Source organism: Mediterraneibacter agrestimuris (genome assembly GCF_943193195.1).
Lineage (GTDB): Bacteria > Bacillota > Clostridia > Lachnospirales > Lachnospiraceae > Schaedlerella > Schaedlerella agrestimuris.
Genome location: NZ_CALPDG010000007.1, coordinates 79,088 through 97,514 on the forward strand (window position 1 = coordinate 79,088; position 18,427 = coordinate 97,514).

Annotated in this window: 14 protein-coding genes; 11 read left to right on the forward strand and 3 right to left on the reverse strand. The window is 43.1% G+C overall.

Going from position 1 to position 18,427, the window contains the following annotated elements:
• Nucleotides 1-4 precede the first annotated feature (4 nt).
• Nucleotides 5-1,435, forward strand: coding sequence for a 6-phospho-beta-glucosidase (locus NFS18_RS05775; protein ID WP_251388861.1), 1,431 nt, complete (start codon nucleotides 5-7; stop codon nucleotides 1,433-1,435).
• Nucleotides 1,436-1,508: 73 nt separating this feature from the next.
• Here NFS18_RS05775 and NFS18_RS05780 read toward each other — a convergent pair whose 3' ends face one another.
• From NFS18_RS05780 to NFS18_RS05790, 3 genes are all read right to left on the reverse strand, one after another.
• Nucleotides 1,509-3,857, reverse strand: coding sequence for a family 78 glycoside hydrolase catalytic domain (locus tag NFS18_RS05780; protein ID WP_251388864.1), 2,349 nt, complete (start codon nucleotides 3,855-3,857; stop codon nucleotides 1,509-1,511).
• A gap of 65 nt (nucleotides 3,858-3,922) precedes the next feature.
• Entirely contained in the window at nucleotides 3,923-5,251 is a 1,329-nt protein-coding gene (locus NFS18_RS05785) for an MFS transporter (RefSeq protein WP_251388868.1), read from the reverse strand.
• Nucleotides 5,252-5,387: 136 nt separating this feature from the next.
• On the reverse strand, nucleotides 5,388-6,437 hold the full coding sequence (locus NFS18_RS05790) for an AraC family transcriptional regulator (protein WP_251388870.1): 1,050 nt from the start codon (nucleotides 6,435-6,437) through the stop codon (nucleotides 5,388-5,390).
• A gap of 276 nt (nucleotides 6,438-6,713) precedes the next feature.
• Here NFS18_RS05790 and NFS18_RS05795 point away from each other — a divergent pair, with 276 nt between their 5' ends.
• From NFS18_RS05795 to NFS18_RS05840, 10 genes are all read left to right on the forward strand, one after another.
• Nucleotides 6,714-8,159, forward strand: coding sequence for a family 43 glycosylhydrolase (locus tag NFS18_RS05795; RefSeq protein WP_251388873.1), 1,446 nt, complete (start codon nucleotides 6,714-6,716; stop codon nucleotides 8,157-8,159).
• A gap of 162 nt (nucleotides 8,160-8,321) precedes the next feature.
• Nucleotides 8,322-9,518 (forward strand): MFS transporter, encoded by a 1,197-nt coding sequence (locus NFS18_RS05800; RefSeq protein ID WP_251388876.1) that lies wholly within the window; start codon nucleotides 8,322-8,324, stop codon nucleotides 9,516-9,518.
• Nucleotides 9,519-9,592: 74 nt separating this feature from the next.
• Complete coding sequence (locus NFS18_RS05805; RefSeq protein WP_251388879.1) at nucleotides 9,593-10,147, forward strand: DUF3793 family protein; 555 nt, start codon at nucleotides 9,593-9,595, stop codon at nucleotides 10,145-10,147.
• 216 nt (nucleotides 10,148-10,363) lie between these two features.
• Nucleotides 10,364-11,011: an L-rhamnose mutarotase gene (locus NFS18_RS05810; RefSeq protein WP_251388881.1), complete on the forward strand. Its 648-nt coding sequence runs from the start codon at nucleotides 10,364-10,366 to the stop codon at nucleotides 11,009-11,011.
• A gap of 253 nt (nucleotides 11,012-11,264) precedes the next feature.
• On the forward strand, nucleotides 11,265-11,885 hold the full coding sequence (locus NFS18_RS05815; RefSeq protein ID WP_251388883.1) for a flavodoxin family protein: 621 nt from the start codon (nucleotides 11,265-11,267) through the stop codon (nucleotides 11,883-11,885).
• A 252-nt stretch (nucleotides 11,886-12,137) separates the two neighbouring features.
• Nucleotides 12,138-13,676: an asparagine synthase (glutamine-hydrolyzing) gene (asnB, locus tag NFS18_RS05820; RefSeq protein ID WP_251388886.1), complete on the forward strand. Its 1,539-nt coding sequence runs from the start codon at nucleotides 12,138-12,140 to the stop codon at nucleotides 13,674-13,676.
• 77 nt (nucleotides 13,677-13,753) lie between these two features.
• Entirely contained in the window at nucleotides 13,754-14,110 is a 357-nt protein-coding gene (locus tag NFS18_RS05825) for a molecular chaperone Hsp90 (protein ID WP_251388888.1), read from the forward strand.
• A gap of 91 nt (nucleotides 14,111-14,201) precedes the next feature.
• Nucleotides 14,202-15,995, forward strand: coding sequence for a flavin reductase (locus tag NFS18_RS05830; protein WP_251388891.1), 1,794 nt, complete (start codon nucleotides 14,202-14,204; stop codon nucleotides 15,993-15,995).
• 159 nt (nucleotides 15,996-16,154) lie between these two features.
• On the forward strand, nucleotides 16,155-17,351 hold the full coding sequence (locus tag NFS18_RS05835) for an ABC transporter substrate-binding protein (protein ID WP_251388893.1): 1,197 nt from the start codon (nucleotides 16,155-16,157) through the stop codon (nucleotides 17,349-17,351).
• Between the two features lie 188 nt (nucleotides 17,352-17,539).
• The gene (locus NFS18_RS05840) at nucleotides 17,540-18,424 is read left to right on the forward strand and encodes a branched-chain amino acid ABC transporter permease (RefSeq protein ID WP_251388896.1); all 885 of its coding nucleotides are present in this window, start codon (nucleotides 17,540-17,542) and stop codon (nucleotides 18,422-18,424) included.
• Nucleotides 18,425-18,427: the final 3 nt, after the last annotated feature.

Sequence of the window (18,427 nt, forward strand, 5' to 3'; positions counted from 1 at the left end):
TCATATGAGCAGATTACCGGAAAATTTTTTATGGGGAGGAGCCGTTGCGGCCCATCAGGTGGAAGGTGCGTGGAATGAAGACGGAAAAGGAATCAGCGTAGTGGATGTACTTACAGCAGGGGCGCATGGGGTTGACCGTAGAATTACAGATGGAATAAAGGATGACTGTTATTATCCAAACCATGATGGAATTGATTTTTATCATCGTTATAAAGAAGACATCAGATTGTTTGCAGAAATGGGTTTTAAATGTTTTCGGACTTCCATTGCATGGACTCGCATTTTCCCAAAAGGTGATGAGGAAATGCCGAATGAAGAGGGTCTTCGGTTTTATGATGATCTGTTTGATGAACTGTTGAAATATGATATTCAACCGGTTGTAACGCTCTCTCATTTTGAGATGCCATATCATCTTGTCAAAGAGTATGGCGGTTGGAAAAATAGAAAAGTGATCGATTTTTTTGTGAAATATGCTGTGACAGTGATGGAACGTTATAAGAATAAAGTGAAATATTGGATGACATTTAATGAGATCAATAATCAAAAAAACTATAAATATCCATTGTTTGGCTATACTTGTTCAGGAGTGATCTTCCCGAAAGAGTCAAATCCGGAAGAATGTATGTACCAGACCGTGCACCATGAGCTGGTAGCAAGCGCGCTTGTAGTAGAAAAAGGGCATGAGATTAATCCGGGCTTTCAGATTGGATGTATGATGGCTTTTGTGCCTCTGTATTCATATTCCTGTCATCCGGAGGATATTATGTTTACGACACTTTCCATGCATGACAGATATTTGTTCGGAGACGTGCATGTGAGAGGAGAGTATCCGTCTTATATTTATAAAGAATGGGAACGTAAAGGCTTTCATATACAGATTACAGAGGAAGATAAACGAATATTAAAAGCCGGTACGGTTGATTATGTTGGCTTTAGTTATTATATGTCCAATGCCGTAAAAGCAAATGCTGTTATGGAAGGAAATGGAGTTGATGGATTTCCGGGAAGTATAAGCAATCCATATGTGAAAAAAAGTGACTGGGGATGGCAGATCGATCCGGTAGGATTAAGATACTCCTTGAATGTATTATATGAGAGATATCAGAGACCGCTTTTCATTGTGGAAAATGGCTTCGGCGCAATTGATGAACTCCAACTGGATGGAAAGATTGAGGATGATAACAGAATCGAGTATCTGAGATCACATATTCTGGAATTGGAAAAGGCGGTTTCAGAAGATGGTGTGGAGTTGATAGGATATACCCCATGGGGATGCATTGACTGTGTTTCTTTTACTACCGGTGAAATGAAGAAAAGATATGGATTTATTTATGTGGACAGAGATGATGCAGGAAATGGTACATTGGAAAGAAAAAAGAAAAAGTCTTTCTATTGGTATCAAAATGTAATAAAAAGCAATGGGGAGAATTTGTAAAAAGGTACTGTCTCCATTAGAGAATATGGGGACTCTCACCTGATATTTGTCAGGAGGGAGCCCCCATAAACAATTAAATCTTATTTACAATAACCGCTTTTCCCCGAAGTTCTAGATTTTTCGTATCGATCCGATATTCTACACCCTGTGGGATCGCTGTTTCTAAAAGAACCTGTGTCTGGTCTGCTTTTACATGGACTGTGAATTTTCCTTTTACAGATTCATAGCTGCAGCGAAATTCCTGCATTTCGGGCGGCAGATAGGGGCAGATGGTTACTTTTTCAAATCCCGGCTTTTCCGGTTGGATCCCGGCGATGCCGTTATAATACCATTCTATGATATGTCCCATCATGTCATGGCAATGGCTTCTTGGGTTGGTTTCCCAGTATTCTCCGAGTGTCGTTTCGCCGTCCAGTACAAATGCATAGTAGCTGGGATGCTTTTTGCGAAGAATAAACCGGCAGATCAGATCGTTCATATCATATTTTCGGGCAGTCTGGATCACATAGGGCAGTCCGACTTCTCCGCTGACAAATGCCTGCTCCTGTTCCAATGTGTATCGAAAGGCTTTTACGATATCTGCTTCTTTTTCTTTTGGCGCCAGTCCCCAGTAAAGGGGAAGTGCTTCAGCCGCCTGAGTCATGAAAATCTCATCTGGTTTTTCCCATGCGCGATAACACCAAAACCCTTTCTCTTCATTCCATACAAGCAGTTTTTCATTATAATTCTGTTTGATATCTTGTGCATAATCTTCCAGTTCTTTTTGATCGGCATTGTTTCCGAGAATCTCTGCAAAATAAGCCAGTGTTATGGTGTCTGCGTATAGAAACGCGGTTTCTACATTTTCGCGTACCAGTTCATTTTTCGGATTTCCCCAGTCGCCCAGACCATGATTGAGAAAGCCGCCGGCATTTACTTTTGTTTTTAAATGCTTCAGATAGCGCATTCCGGCATCGTAGTTTTCTTCAATGATTTTTTTGTCGCCGTAGAATACATAATGCCAGTATGTTCCCAGAATACAGGTACTTCCCCAGGGGATGATATCGTAAAAATCACCCAGACCCGGTACCGGGAGTACATTTGGAATATAACATGGACATTGAGAAGGCATCAGACCTTCAGGCATATCGTATTTGCTGCCGTCCATATTCAGAAAATAATCTCCGTCTTTATGTTGGGCAGTCCGCATGTCCAGTAAAAATTTTTCCCAAAGCTTTCGTCCGTCTTTCATATACATGATAGAAGGCGCCATCAGATGATTTGGTTCCTGCCATGCAAAACGCTCAATAGTCGGACAATCGGTGTGGACACTAAGCATATTTGCTTCTACGGATTTTTCCACAAGATGATAAATTTGTTCATAACGTTTCTCATCACAGGTAAACATACCGTGTGTGACATGGGCGCTGGTGACCGCATGGGCGGTCAGGTTACGGATCTGGACCGGTTCATTACTGCCGTCCATATTTGCCTTTTTTGCAACAGCTGCATATCGTCCCGCAAAATAAGTGAATTTCATTCGGCATGTTTCCCACACATGATCCTCGCCAATGATATATGTGATACAGGAGTCTACATTCGTCCAGTTTTTTGCAATCTGATCCACATCTCCATCTTCCGACAGCTTTTCTGCCGGATAGATGGAAATCGTATCTCCTGTGTTTCCTTTTGCGTCAAATTCCAGGATTCCGGACATATTTTGCCCAAAATCATAGATTGCTCTGTTATTTACATCCCGAAGATATTTTCCTTCATAAGATTGGATGACTTTGACCGGCGGCTGGATCTGTTCCTTTGGCAAGCCTTTGGGGGCATCTTCGCTGTCTACGATCACTGCATGCCGCCAGCCGGAGGCATCATAATCTGCATTGCACCACTGTGAAAGCGGCTGCCCTTTTACGTTTTTTTCTGCACGGATCCTGCCGTCTATTGTCTCAGAACCATACACATTGCTCATCACGACAGGATGCTTTTGCGTCTGAAATGTGTCATCTGCCGTGATGATCTCGGAGGAACCGTCTTCATAGTCAATGACGAGTTTCAACGCCAGCACCAGATGTTTTCCGAAGGGTTGGTAGGGGTTGGGGTTGGGCGGCATGAATTCCGGAAAATGAAATGTGTAATGTTCATCCATTTTGATATACCAGCCGTTTCCGACTTCTGCGCCAAGTACATTTTCTCCCGGCGTCAGATATTTCGTTACATCAAATGTTACATATTCTACTAACTTGCGATAATCGGTCCATCCCGGATCTAATTCGTGATCCTCGACTTTTTTTCCGTTTATGTAAAAATGAAACTGCCCCAGGCCACAGACATTTACAGTCGCCTTTTTGACGGCTTTCAGTATCTTAATTTTTTTCCGCGCATAAAACGGTGCTGCCGTTTCTCCGGTAATCCATTTTCCTAAATGATTCTTCATAGTATTTTCACTTCATCTCCGTTTCCTATTACTTTCATCGGATATCTTTGATCTGTCAGATCATTTCAGATATTCTCCGGACTCTTTTCCGGATAGAATTGAATGAAAATAATATATAAGATAGTTGCAGCCATGGGCGCTAAAAATCTGACTGCATTTATTCCTGTCAGAACAGCTTCCGGCTGTTGGCCGATCGCGCCGGCAATATAACCTGTCGCTGCCAGAACGCCTGCCAGAATTGCGCTTGAAATTGCAGTACCACATTTATAAGAAAATCCACCGATCGCTGAAATTGTTCCGTTTAGCTGTTCTCCGGTTGTTTTTGCCACATATTCTGTCATTCCGACAACGGTCATCGGGCGGAACGCATTTGTCATAGTTGCAAATGCACTGCAGATGGCAGTCAGAATATACAAAGCCGGGAGAGATTTTCCGCCGACAAAGAACAGGATCAGGTTGCACACGATACAGATTGCCTGTGTATAAGTAACAGCTTTTTTCAGGTTTCCCTTGAGCAGCCGTAAGATGACCGGCATCAATGCCATGACACCGACCATACCGCTTACAGAGATCACAAGCATATAGGTTGCGATCAATGCAGGATTCATCAGATAATACATGCAGTAAAATACGGAAGATGTCATGATCAGCTGGAACAAAATACATCCTGTGCACCAGAATAAAAGCATCGGGTACATTTCTTTTACTTTAAACAATTTTTTCAGACTTTTGCCGACGGGCTCCTTCTTTGTAGTATCTGTCACGTATTTCTCTTTACATTTTGCAAATGCACACCAGCTTGTAATGCACATCAGTACAGCGCCGATTGCAACAAGGATCATATATCCTTTTTCCGGATCATCACCGCCGAGCACAGCGACCAGATTGGTTGTAAAGGAAGAAACGATCAAAATCATGACAGAAGAAATAAAGGTTGCGATCGAAATCACATCATTTTTTTCCATATCGTTTTTTGACAATGTAGGAAGGATCGCTGTATACGGAATCTCAAGTGCAGTCAGAAGCATTCCGTAACAAACATACAGAACAGCTGCATAGACAACCTTCCCGGCCGGTGACAGATGCGGTGCGGCAAACAAAAGTACTGCGGCAACTGCCAGCGGCAGCGGTACAAATAATAAATATGGCCTGTAGCTTCCCCAGTGGGATTTTGTCCTGTCGGCAATATTTCCGATGATCGGATCATTGATCGCATCCCAGATGGTTGCCGCAGTCATGATCACACCGGCAGCGCCTGCCGCCACACCGAATATATCAGTCAAAAATACCAGAATATAAGTGGAAACTAATGCGGTGATAAACTGACGTCCCGTAGATTGCCCCAGCGCCCAAAAAAGCTTTTGTGAAAAAGACATTTCTTTTTTCTCATTCATTTGTAATTACCTCCGTTCATTTTACCTGTTAAAAGTTCTTTCCTTTAGAAACTGTTTCTTAAGATAAATACAGCATAACAAGGCAAAAGGATTTCGGATAGAGGGTGAGGTGACACTGGGGGGAGAATTTACGACATCATGATATCTTTGATCTGAATTCTACAGGGGTGATGCTATAATATTTCTTGAATATATATCGGAAGTTTCCTGCATCGGCATATCCAAGTTCTTCCGCGATCGCTGTGACGGATAAATCCGGATTGGCAAGCAGGCGGGCTGCACGGTTCATTTTCAGTTTTTGGATATTTTCGCTGAAACTCATGCCTGTGCTTGTCTTGATGATCCGCTGGATCTGCCGTTCACTGTAATTAAAAAACACAGACAATTCTTTGAGCGTTACGGTGCAGAAGTGTTCCTGCATATATTTCAGGATGTAGATCAGATTCTGTTCTTTATCGCCGTCTCCCAGTTCAGGGACGATCACTTTGTTTCCGTGATTTCTCAGTAGTATAATAAAGAAAGCGTTGATGATGGAATTCAGCATCCGGTTTTTATACTGTCGGTTTCCGGAATATTCTTCATATGCAAAACCTACATAATTAAAAGTTTCCGAATCGCCGCCTGTGCGGAATAAAAGATAAGGGTGTGTTTTGGAATTGTAAAGACTCCGCATAAAAAAATCCGATAGAACGTCATTTTCAGAAAGAGTTCCGAAAAAGGCGGTTTCAAACGTACTGGTTCGTAGAATTAAATTGAAAATCACACTGTCATCGGAAAAAGCGCTTATGGCATGTCTGGTATCAGGGGCAATGATACAGATATCTCCGGCTTTCATCTCGATTTTCTGTTCCAGAATATAATTGATACAAGAGCCTTTCATGACGCATACAATTTCCAGAAAAGAATGGGAGTGCCAGTTGCATGGGAGATAACGCAGATGCATGTAGATTTCACAGTCCAGGTTTTCATGGAAAAATAAGTCTTCCTCCAATGTATTCGATAAAATCTGAGGAAACAGATTTTCGCTCATCAAGCTTGCTTTTGTCAGGATATCTTTACAGTCCTCGATCTTATGGGGAAGTTCAAGGTCACGATTTTGGTTTTGTTTGTACAGTTTTTTTAGAGTAATCTCTAAAGGACGTAGGTTTGTATTGATTTCACGTGTATATTGTTCGATAAATTTCATGGCAGTAACCTCCTTTGGGCAAAAAAGCATGATGAAAAAGGTAAGTGATCGAAATAGGATCAGATTTTCAGTACAAATTCTTTTAATCAAAAAGTGCAGGATTTAATTAAAAGTATAAAGTTCAAAGAATCAAGTGTCAATATGTCGTCATTTCAAGGGTGAATGTCAGATTTTATCATATGCAGACTCAGGATCAGAGCGTATGATATAGGCAGTGATACAGAATAGACAGTAGAAAATGCAGTGGAAATAGTACTGAGACAGGAGATTATGAAAATGAAAATGTTTAAAAATACCCGCAATCCAATCCTTCCGTTGGAATATCACATTCCGGACAGCGAGGGGCATATGATGCCGGATGGAAAGCTTTATATTTACGGAAGCTTTGATGATAGGGAAGATGTGTACTGCAGTGAAAAATATCATGTTGTTTCAACACCGGATATGGAAAATTGGACGATTCATGATATTTCCCTTACAGGACAGCAGATTCCATGGTTTTACAATCCGGATGCGCCGAAATATCCCGGGATCGACTGGAGTCATCCGACTCCGTTTATTCAGAAAATGCTTGCGGCTATGGCGGACGGCGAAGAGGATATGAAAGAGAAATTTGAAAAAAATGAGGGTGAAAAACCGGCATTACTTTTCGCACCGGATTGTATTGAGAAAGACGGAAAATATTATTTGTATTTTTGTATGTCAGATGATAGTGAGGGAGTAGCGGTATCTGAAAAACCGGAAGGACCGTTTACAAATCCGACCCAACTTCCGTGCGGCGGGATCGATCCGGCAATTTTTATTGATGATGACGGACAAGCATATTATTACTGGGGCCAATTGTTTTCGCATGGGGTAAAACTCAATGAAGATATGATTTCCTTTGATCCGGAAAATATTGTAGACGATCTGGTGACGGAGGAGGAACACTTCTTTCACGAAGGATCGTCAATGCGGAAAATAGGAGATATGTATTATTATGTATATGCAGATATGGAACGGGGAAAGCCGACATCACTTGGATATTCTACGGGAAAATCTCCGCTGGGACCATTTGCATATCAGGGAATCATCATCGACAATGATGGCTGTGATCCGGAAAGCTGGAATAATCATGGTTCTATTGAAAATGTGAATGGCCAGTGGTATGTGTTCTATCATCGATGCAGCCGCGGTGTGCAGCAGCATAGGCGATTGTGTATCGAACCGATCACGATTCATGAGGACGGAACGATCGATGAAGTGAAGATGACATCTCAGGGAGTCGGGGAGCCGTTTGCACCGCATGAACCGATGATGGGATATCAGGCGTGTCAAATGAAGGGATCGGTTTATATCGGCCTGAGTACAGAAGAAGAGAAAAAGAACGGATACGAAGAAAAGCTGATGAATCTTTCTGTGGGAGATGAAATGGTATTTCGGTATGTAAAGAATAGTGCTTCGTGGTCAGAAACAGAAATTACGTATACAGGCTCCGGAAAAATCCGTGTGCGTGTGACACCTCAAACAGATGTAAGAACTCAAAAAGAAAAGAAGGAGAATGCCGGCTGCCGGATTGAGGCGGGAGAAGTCATATGCTCTGCGGAGGGCGGAACAAAGGAACCAGAAAGAAAGATACAGACAGCTTGGGGCAAAACAGAAATTCCGGCCGGAACATATGAGGTGGTTTTGGATGTGGAAGAATCGAATGCGTTAGAAATACTGGCTGTGACGCTGCATTAGGTATGTCACAACAGTAGATTGACATCCATAAGGAATATTGAGGTGTTGCAGGGCAGGAAGAAAAGAAGTATAATTGAAAACGACTTGTTTTTAAATCGTACAGATTTCATACAACAAGAAAAACTTCAATGAGAAAAATACTTGGGAGAAGAAGGATCAATTATGCAAAATCAGTACAACAAAACGATCATTGCCTGTTTTACGGGGTACATTGTACAGGCGATTGTAAATAATTTCGTGCCGCTTCTATTTTTAACGTTTCAACGGAGCTATGGGATACCACTGTCACAGATCACAATATTGGTTACGTTTAACTTTGGAGTACAACTTTTGACAGACTTGCTGTCTGTCGGGTTTGTGGACAAACTGGGATATCGTCTGTGTATGATCATGGCGCATGTTTTTTCAGCAGCGGGACTGATCTTACTTACCATATTGCCGGAAGTATTACCGTCTGCATTCGGCGGGATCCTGCTGTCGGTCATGGTGTATGCTGTTGGCGGCGGATTGTTGGAGGTTTTGGTCAGCCCGGTGGTGGAAGCATGTCCGTCTGATAATAAGGAAAAAGCAATGAGTATGCTGCATTCTTTTTACTGTTGGGGGCATGTGGGTGTCGTCCTTCTGTCCACTCTGTTTTTTAAAGCGGCTGGAATCGGAAACTGGAAGGTACTGGCAGTTGTCTGGGCATTGATTCCTCTTTGCAATATGTTTGCGTTTATGAAGGTGCCGATTGCTTCCTTAATGGAAGAAGGAGAGTCCGGATTAAGCTTGAAGGAGCTGCTTCACAATAAAGTATTTTGGCTGCTTTTGGTGATGATGATCTGTGCGGGAGCCAGTGAGCAGGCGGTGAGCCAGTGGGCATCTACATTTGCCGAGCAAGGACTGGGGATTTCAAAAACGGCAGGAGATTTGGCAGGACCAATGGCATTTGCGGTTTTGATGGGAGCAGCCAGAACATTTTATGGAAAATATGGAGACAAGATACAATTAGACCGGTTTATGGTTTGGAGCAGTATCTTGTGTATCGCATCCTACATTGGAATATCATTGCTATCGGTTCCCCAGTTTAGTCTTGCTGCCTGTGCAATATGTGGATTGTCAGTAGGGATTATGTGGCCGGGAACATTCAGCAAGGCTTCAGCAGTATTGCCAAAAGGAGGAACTGCTATGTTTGCATTACTGGCATTGGGCGGTGATGTAGGCTGCTCAAGTGGTCCGGCTTTGGTCGGATTTGCAGCGGGATTGTTGAATGATGACCTGAAAATGGGGATTCTGGCAGGAAGTATATTTCCGGTTTTATTGTTAGTTGGAATTTTCATCTGCCGGAAGGTAAGCATTGCAGGCAAGATACATGTATAAGATATGATATACATACACAAAATAGGTAAGAACCCGTGCCGTTAGAAGAGAATTATGCCATATGGGAGGTGTCTATGTCAGATGAATTTATTATCCGCCATAGTTCTCCGACGCTTGCGGGGCTGAAAACAGGAAATCTGTTCAACTGTCCTTATTCGGGGAAGGAAGAACTTCTTCTGTCCTTACGCTCTCTGAATCGGAGGCTTGCGCCGAAAGGTGTGCGGGTGGTTCCGATGAAACTATTGGGGAATAATAAGGTTCTTTTATATATTTATAGGCCAAGCCGTCTGGAACAGGATTTTGCGGAGCAAAAGATTGCCGGGATGTTGGAAGAATATGGTTATTCTGTGGATAAGCCGGGGAAATGTGTGGCAGAGCTGAGTCAGAGAATATACAGTTCGGATACATTTCCGCATGAAATCGGGTTGTTCTTAAGTTATCCTTTCGAGGATGTCTGTGGATTTATCAATAACCCGGGAGAAGGATGTAAATGCACCGGATATTGGAAAGTATACGGAAATGAGCAGAAAGCAAGAAGACAGTTTGAAGAATATCAGAAATGTACAAATTCATATTGTGCTCAGGCAGCAAAGGGAAGAAGTATCGAGCAGCTTACCGTGACAGGGTAGGCTGCTCGATATTTGAGTTAATATCTGTGGCATTACGCAGTCGTTTGAAAACTATAAAATCAGTTCTGTTTTTTATAATATAATTGTATTCTATTGTTGTTATGGTTATAATGGTTTTAGCCGATTACCCGTTCCAATGATGAGGATGGAGTTCTGTATGTCATTGAGCAATTAATATAGAAACAATATGATAAATAAAATCAGGAGGACAAAGACATGAAGAGACACACATTTGCAATGAAGGTAAAGGATGGACAGATGAATACATACCGTAAGCAGTTGGGGATGATCTGGCCGGAACTGACAGCTTTTCTGGACAGAAACCAGGTGAGGAATTTTAGTATCTGGAATGCAGAGAATCTGATTTTTGGGTATTGTGAGACAGTGGACGGTGCCGTTCTTTCAGCAGAGGAAAATACAGTAAAAGAAGCACTGACAGCGAAGATTGAGGATACTTTTGAATGGATTTCCACACCGGGGGAGCCGATGCGGCTGATGTATCAGGATTTTGGTGTGGTAAGAGAAAATAAGGAATTGATCCGCCATAGAATGTTTATGACGAAATTGAAGCCAGGCTGTGAAGAAGAGTATAAGCGCAGACATGACAGACTGGTTGAAAAGCGCAGAGGTGCAGTGACACAGGGACCGGACAGTAATTTCAGTATTTGGAATGCAGGAGGTTATATTTTCGGTTATAATGAGATTGATACCACAATGGAAACAGAGCCTACAGAAGAGGACAAAAAGTTTACGGTTGAGTGGGAGACACGGCAGCTTGAGATCATGGACTGGATCACTAATGATGTAGACTGGCTGACAGGAGCACATCATACAGCAAGTGTGCGTCTTGCATGGCATGCATAGCGGTTGGTAAGTCGGACAATGGATCGCGAAGGTATGTGAAGGCGAGGACTAGGATAAGATAGTGAATAGAGAAACCCGGACATCGGACTGGAAAGATTCAGGATGGTGTTCCGGGTTTTCTTTATAAGATGCTGCAGAAATATTGTAATCGAAGGAGGATGTATATATAATAAAAAGAACTGGGTGAATATATGAATTAAAAATAGCATAATATTTGGCAGAAAGTAAATAAAAAAGAAAGGATGAAAAATATATGAAAGTATTAATGTTAAACGGCAGTGCGAGACTGAATGGAAATACATACACTGCTCTTGAAGAAATCGGAAAGCAGCTGGAGAAGGAAGGAATTGAATATGAGATATTTCAATTAGGCGCAGATCCGATCAGAGACTGTATCGGCTGCGGACAATGCTCTGAGCAAGGATGTGTATTTACTGATGACAAAGTCAATGAATTTATTGCAAAGGCAAAGGAAGCAGATGGAATGGTATTTGGAACCCCGGTGTATTATGCACATCCAAGCGGACGGATCCAGTCCTTCTTAGACCGTGTATTTTACAGCAGCAGCAAGGCGTTTGCTTTTAAGCCGGGGGCAGCGGTTGCGGTGGCAAGACGCGGCGGGACAACAGCATCTTTTGATGTGCTGAATAAATATTTCGGAATTTCACAGATGCCGGTTGCCGGATCAACTTATTGGAATATTATTCATGGGGCGAGAAAGGGTGAAGCGTGTGAGGATGCGGAAGGTCTGCAGACGATGCGGAATCTGGCAAGAAATATGGCATGGATGATGAAGTGTTTTGAGGCTGGCAGACAAAGTGGCGTTGCACTGCCAGATACCAAGCGCACAAGCCGGACTAATTTTATAAGATAATGTAATGATGCCAGGGTCAAAAGGCCTAAACCCACATGAACTTGCTCATAAGTGGGTGAAAGACCTTGGAACCCGCCCCGATATGAGCATCATAGTTGGGGGCTTTTGACCCCAACTCATGTAATAACAGTTTTTCAAAACTCTTGCTAGCAAAGCAGAATTGTTTTATAATGACGAAAGAGTCTTTTGTGATTATTATAACAAAAAGAAAGGAACTAAAGAAAGCATTTATTAACAGAAGAGGATAAACAGATGATAAAAATTCAGGAATACAGAGGGCACATCCGTAACTGGGAGGCACTTTGTGAGCGGCTTGGAGTTGCATTGGATCTGCCAAGAGAAGAACGCGAAGAAGCGATTCTGATCAGGGCATATGAGACATGGGACCGTGAGATGGCGGATCATATGCATGGTATGTTTGCGTTTGCGCTGTGGGATGAGGATGAGAAGAAGTTGTTCTGTCTGAGAGACCAGTTTGGAACAAAACCGTTTTATTATTATGAAACAGAGGATGGAGATCTGCTGTACGGCACAACGATTCGTCAGATTATAGAGCAGCCTGGCTTTGTAAAGCAACTCAATGAAGAAATGCTTCAGATTTATTTGAGTCTGACTTATGGAGCGGGAGAGAATACATTTTTCCGTGGACTGAAAAAGCTTCTGCCGGGTCGATATCTGGTGTGGCAGAATGGAAAACTGGAGATTGTACGTTACTGGAAGCCTGAGTTTCACCCGGATGAAAGTCGGTCTTTGGAAGAATGGGCAGAAGAAATCCATACGACCGTGCAGGAGATTATGCCGGAAGTAAAAGCAGAGGATGAGTATGCAGAGTCGTTTTTGTCAGGCGGTGTGGATTCTTCCTATGTACTGGCAATGTCTGACGTGGAGATGACAGATTCCTGTGGTTATGATGAAGAACGCTTCGATGAGTCCGGTATGGCAAAGGAAACCGCAGATTTGCTCGGGAGAGGCAACAGAAGATGCCGGATCACACCGGAAGAATATTTTGAAATTGTGCCGTGGGTGATGTATAATATGGAACAGCCGCTTGGAGATGCTTCTGCGATCGCATTTGCTCTTGGATGTAAGGAAACTGCGAAGCATACGAAGATCTGCTATTCCGGCGAAGGGTCTGACGAGTTCTTCGGTGGCTATAATATGTACCGCAATGCAGAGCGTTATGGAGAGAATTTAAAGACATTCTATGTAGGCAATACGAATATTATGAAGGAAGATGAGAAAAAGAGGATTCTGCGGCATTATGATCCCGATGTACTTCCGATTGAGATTGCCGCTCCGATTTATGAGGAGACGGAAGGTTTAGACCCGTTGACAAAGATGTCGGATGTGGATATTCAGATCTGGCTGGAGGGAGACATTTATCTGAATGTGGATAAGATGAGTTATGCGGCTGGTTTGGAAGTTCGTATGCCGCTGACTGACCGCAGAATCTTTGACATTGCATCCAGAATGCCGTCGAAGCATAAAGTAACAGAAGAGCAGAATAAGATTGCGCTTCGTACTGCTGCAGCAAAGGTGCTTCCGGAGGAGATTGCTTTCCGTAAAAAGCTGGGATTTATTGTGCCGATTCGTATCTGGATGGCGGATGAACGTTACAATCAGGACGTGCAGGCGAAATTCCGCAGTGATTATGCAGCGAAGTTTTTTAAGCAGGAGGAGATTCAGGCAATCTTCAATGAGTATGTGGGAGGCAACTCCGACAACTGGAGAAAAGTGTGGACAATCTACACATTCCTTGTATGGTATGAAGAATATTTTATAAAACGATAGACAGGATTGTGGGAGTTACCGCACGGAACAATCCGTGCAGTGTTTTTAACTAAGACAATAAAAGGAGGACAAGCAGCATGACAAAGGACGTGTTGGATTTTGTAGTTGAGAAAACGCATGAACTGATGGGGGCGCCGACTTGCAGCCAGGAAGCAAGGGATGCTGCTCAAAGCTGGCTTGATGCTGTCGGAACAGCAGATGAGGCAGAAGAGACAAAGAAGTACATCACAGAGCTGGAAGAAGATATTGTAACGGTTGATGCTCTGATTGCGCTTGCGGAGTCTGAGATGGGCGCAAAGATTTTCGGGGCAGACCATGCGAAAGTTGTGGCAGCCCATGGAAAAGAGATTAAAGATGCAGGCGCAGTCTACTGTGACTGTCCGGCATGCGCGGCTGTAGAAGCAATTCTGGAAAAGAAAGCAGAAATGCAGTAGTAACTGTTACATGCTGTAAGCACTTTGCATAATAGAATACACTGGAAGATTTTATAGGATAGCAAATAGGAAAAGAAAGAAGGTAATAATCATGCAGATTACAAACGACATTATTTATGTAGGAGTGAACGACCATGACGTTGACTTGTTTGAGGGGCAGTACATTGTGCCAAATGGTATGGCATATAATTCTTATGTAATAAAAGATGAAAAGACGGCAGTTGTGGACACCGTGGATGCGAAATTTACACATGAGTGGCTGGACAATGTCGGACAGGCATTAAATGGAACAAAGCCGGATTATCTGATCGTGCAGCACATGGAGCCGGATCATTCTGCGAATATCGAGAATTTTATGAAGGTGTATCCAGATACCAAAATTGTGGCAAATGTGAAAACATTTACTATGATGCAGAACTTCTTCCGCAAGATGGAGCTGGAAGGCAGAAAAGTAGAAGTGAAAAATGGAGAGACATTGTCACTTGGTAAACACGAACTGACTTTTGTATTTGCACCGATGGTACACTGGCCGGAAGTTATGGTAACTTATGACAGTACAGACAAGGTGCTCTTTTCGGCAGATGGATTTGGCAAGTTTGGTGCTTTGGATGTAGAAGAGGACTGGGACTGTGAGGCACGCCGCTACTATATTGGAATTGTGGGCAAGTACGGAGCACAGGTCCAGAACCTTCTGAAAGCGGCGTCAGGACTCGATATCCAGATTATCTGCCCGCTTCACGGACCGGTACTTACTGAGAATCTGGGACATTATCTTGAAAAATATAATATCTGGTCTTCGTATTCTGTAGAGAGTGAGGGCGTGATGATCGCTTATACATCTGTTTATGGTAATACAAAGAAGGCAGTTGAAATTCTGGCAGACAAGCTGAAAGCAAAGGGATGCCCGAAGGTAGTTGTATGTGATCTCGCGCGTGAGGATATGGCTGAGGCTGTAGAAGACGCATTCCGCTATGGGAAACTGGTACTGGCTACAACAACTTACAATGCAGATATTTTCCCGTTTATGAAGACATTTATTGATCATCTGACAGAACGCGGTTATCAGAAACGTACGATCGGGCTGATCGAGAACGGTTCCTGGGCGCCGATGGCAATCCGTACAATGAAGGGAATGTTTGAAAAGAGTAAGGGAATTACATGGCTTAACAATGAAGTGAAGATTCTCTCTTCTGTCAGTGAGGAAAACATGGAGCAGATGGAAGGCATGGCAGAAGAGCTGTGTAAAGAATATGTAGCACAGTCCGGTGAGACTGCGAATAAGAGTGATATGACTGCCCTGTTTAAGATTGGATATGGCCTGTATGTGGTGACTTCCAATGATGGTACAAGAGACAACGGACTGATTGTCAATACTGTCACCCAACTGACAGATACTCCGAACCGTGTGGCTGTTAATATTAATAAGGCAAATTATTCTCACCATGTTATTAAACAGACCGGTGTGCTGAATGTAAACTGTTTGTCTGTAGAAGCGCCGTTTAGTGTGTTTGAGAGATTTGGTTTCCAGAGCGGACGTCAGGTGGACAAGTTTGCAGGTAAGGAAGTACTTCGTTCCGATAATGGTCTTGTATTCCTTCCGAAATATATCAATGCATTTATGTCTTTGAAGGTTGAGCAGTATGTGGATCTGGATACACACGGTATGTTCATCTGTACCGTGACAGAGGCACGTGTAATGAGCGACAAGGAGACCATGACTTATACTTACTATCAGAACAATGTAAAACCGAAACCGCAGACAGAAGGCAAAAAAGGATTTGTCTGCAAGGTGTGCGGATATATCTATGAAGGGGAGACACTTCCAGATGATTATATCTGTCCGCTGTGTAAACATGGAGTTGCTGATTTTGAGCCGATAGGATAAAACAGTTCAGCCTTTCGGCTGCAGTGTTACAAGTAGTGTTACAAGTAATTCAATAAAATTTTAGAAACCTCTTGACAAAATTAAAAATACACGGTATTATTTCAAAAAAGCAAAATACAGAGTGCACTCTGTTATTTAAAGTCTGGAGGGAATGATATTATGAAACAGTGGAAAAAAGTGATGTCAGCGGCTATGGTTACCGCAATGACAGTAGGTATGCTTGCAGGATGTGGCGGCAATGATAAGAATGAAGGAAGCTCTGGAAGTTCTGGAAACTCTGAGAGCGGCGAAGCGGTATTCAAGATCGGTTCAATCGGACCGGTGACCGGAGGAGCAGCTATTTACGGCGAAGCCGTTAAGAATGGCGCAGAACTGGCAGTGAAGGAAATCAACGAAGCAGGCGGGATCAACGGTGTTCAGATTGAATTAAATTTTCAGGATGATGAGAACGATCCGGAGAAGGCAGTTAACGCTTATAATACATTGAAAGACTGGGGAATGCAGGCACTGCTTGGAACTGTTACTTCTGCACCGTGTGTTGCAGTTGGTTCTGAAGCGATGAATGACAATATGTTTCTTCTGACTCCGTCAGGAACAGCAGTAGAGTGTGTACAGGGCGAAAATGCGTTCCGTGTATGCTTTTCAGATCCGATGCAGGGTGTTGAGTCTGCAAAGTATATCAGCGATAACAAGCTGGCATCAAAGGTAGCAGTTATTTATGACAGCTCCGATGTATATTCAACAGGTATTTATAATTCATTTGCAGCAGAAGCAAAAAATACTGGTATTGAAATTGTGGCGGCAGAAGCATTTACAGCAGAGAGCAAGACAGACTTCTCTGTACAGCTTCAGAAGGCAAAGGATGCGGGAGCAGAACTGGTATTCCTGCCATTCTACTATTCAGAAGCGGCTTTGGTACTTCAGCAGGCAGCAGGTATGAACTATGCACCGATCTTCTTTGGATGCGATGGAATGGACGGAATTCTTGGTGTTGAAGGATTTAAAGCAGAGAATGCACAGGATCTGATGTTCTTAAGCCCGTTTACACCGACCTCTGATGACGAAACAATTGTAAAGTTTGTTACAGATTTTGAGGCAGCTTATAGCGGAACACCGAATCAGTTTGCAGCAGATGCTTACGATGGAATATATGCAATTAAGGCAGCTATGGAGAAAGCAGAAGTAACACCGGACATGAGTGCTTCTGACATTTGTGAGGCAATGAAGACTGCTATGACAGAAATTACAATTGACGGTGTAACAGCAAAGGGACTGACATGGGAAGCAAGCGGCGAGCCGAGTAAGGAACCTATGGTTGTTAAGATTGCTGACGGAGATTATGCAGTAGTAGAGTAGATAAAAATCTAATACAAGAAATCCTGAAGGCAGCTTCAAGATAAAAATAAGAAGGTTATCTTTCGGGGTAACCTTCTTTTATCACATAAAAATTCTTTTGACTTTAGTGTGAAAAAATGTCACAATAGGAGAAGATAATTGTTCTGTATTATGAACAGTTATAATAAATGAGAGACAGGTGGGTGGATATGAGCTTTATATCTTATTTAATCAACGGTATCAGCCTTGGAAGCGTGTATGCAATTATTGCCCTGGGCTATACAATGGTATATGGTATCGCTAAGATGTTGAACTTTGCGCATGGTGATGTCATCATGATCGGTGCGTATGTGGCGCTGACCTCCATGACCGGAATGGGACTTCCGCCGGCAGCGGCGGTTCTGGCAGCGGTTGTATTTTGTACCGCGCTCGGAATGCTGATCGAGCGTGTAGCATACAAACCTCTGAGAAATGCGGCTTCACCGCTGGCAGTTCTGATCACTGCAATCGGCGTAAGCTATCTTCTGCAGAATACGGCACTTCTGTTTTTTGGCGCAAACACAAAGACATTTGCATCGGTCGTACCGATTCCGCCGCTGACACTTGCCGGCGGAGAACTGACAATCTCAGGAGAGACGATTATGACGATTGCCGCATGTATTATTATTATGATCGGACTGACATTGTTTGTTAAGAAAACAAAAGCAGGACAGGCTATGCTGGCTGTTTCCGAGGATAAGGGTGCGGCTCAGTTAATGGGGATCAATGTAAATGGAACGATTGCCCTGACATTTGCGATCGGATCTGCGCTGGCAGCGATCGCAGGAGTACTTTTATGTTCGGCATATCCGACACTGACTCCGTATACAGGCGCAATGCCGGGTATCAAGGCATTCGTTGCGGCAGTGTTCGGCGGTATCGGTTCGATTCCGGGTGCGATGGTGGGCGGCATCTTGCTTGGCATCATAGAGATTTTCGGAAAAGCATACATATCTTCTCAGATGGCAGATGCGATTGTATTCGGTGTTCTGATCGTGGTACTGCTTGTCAGACCTGCCGGAATTTTTGGTAAGAATATTCAGGAGAAAGTGTAGGTG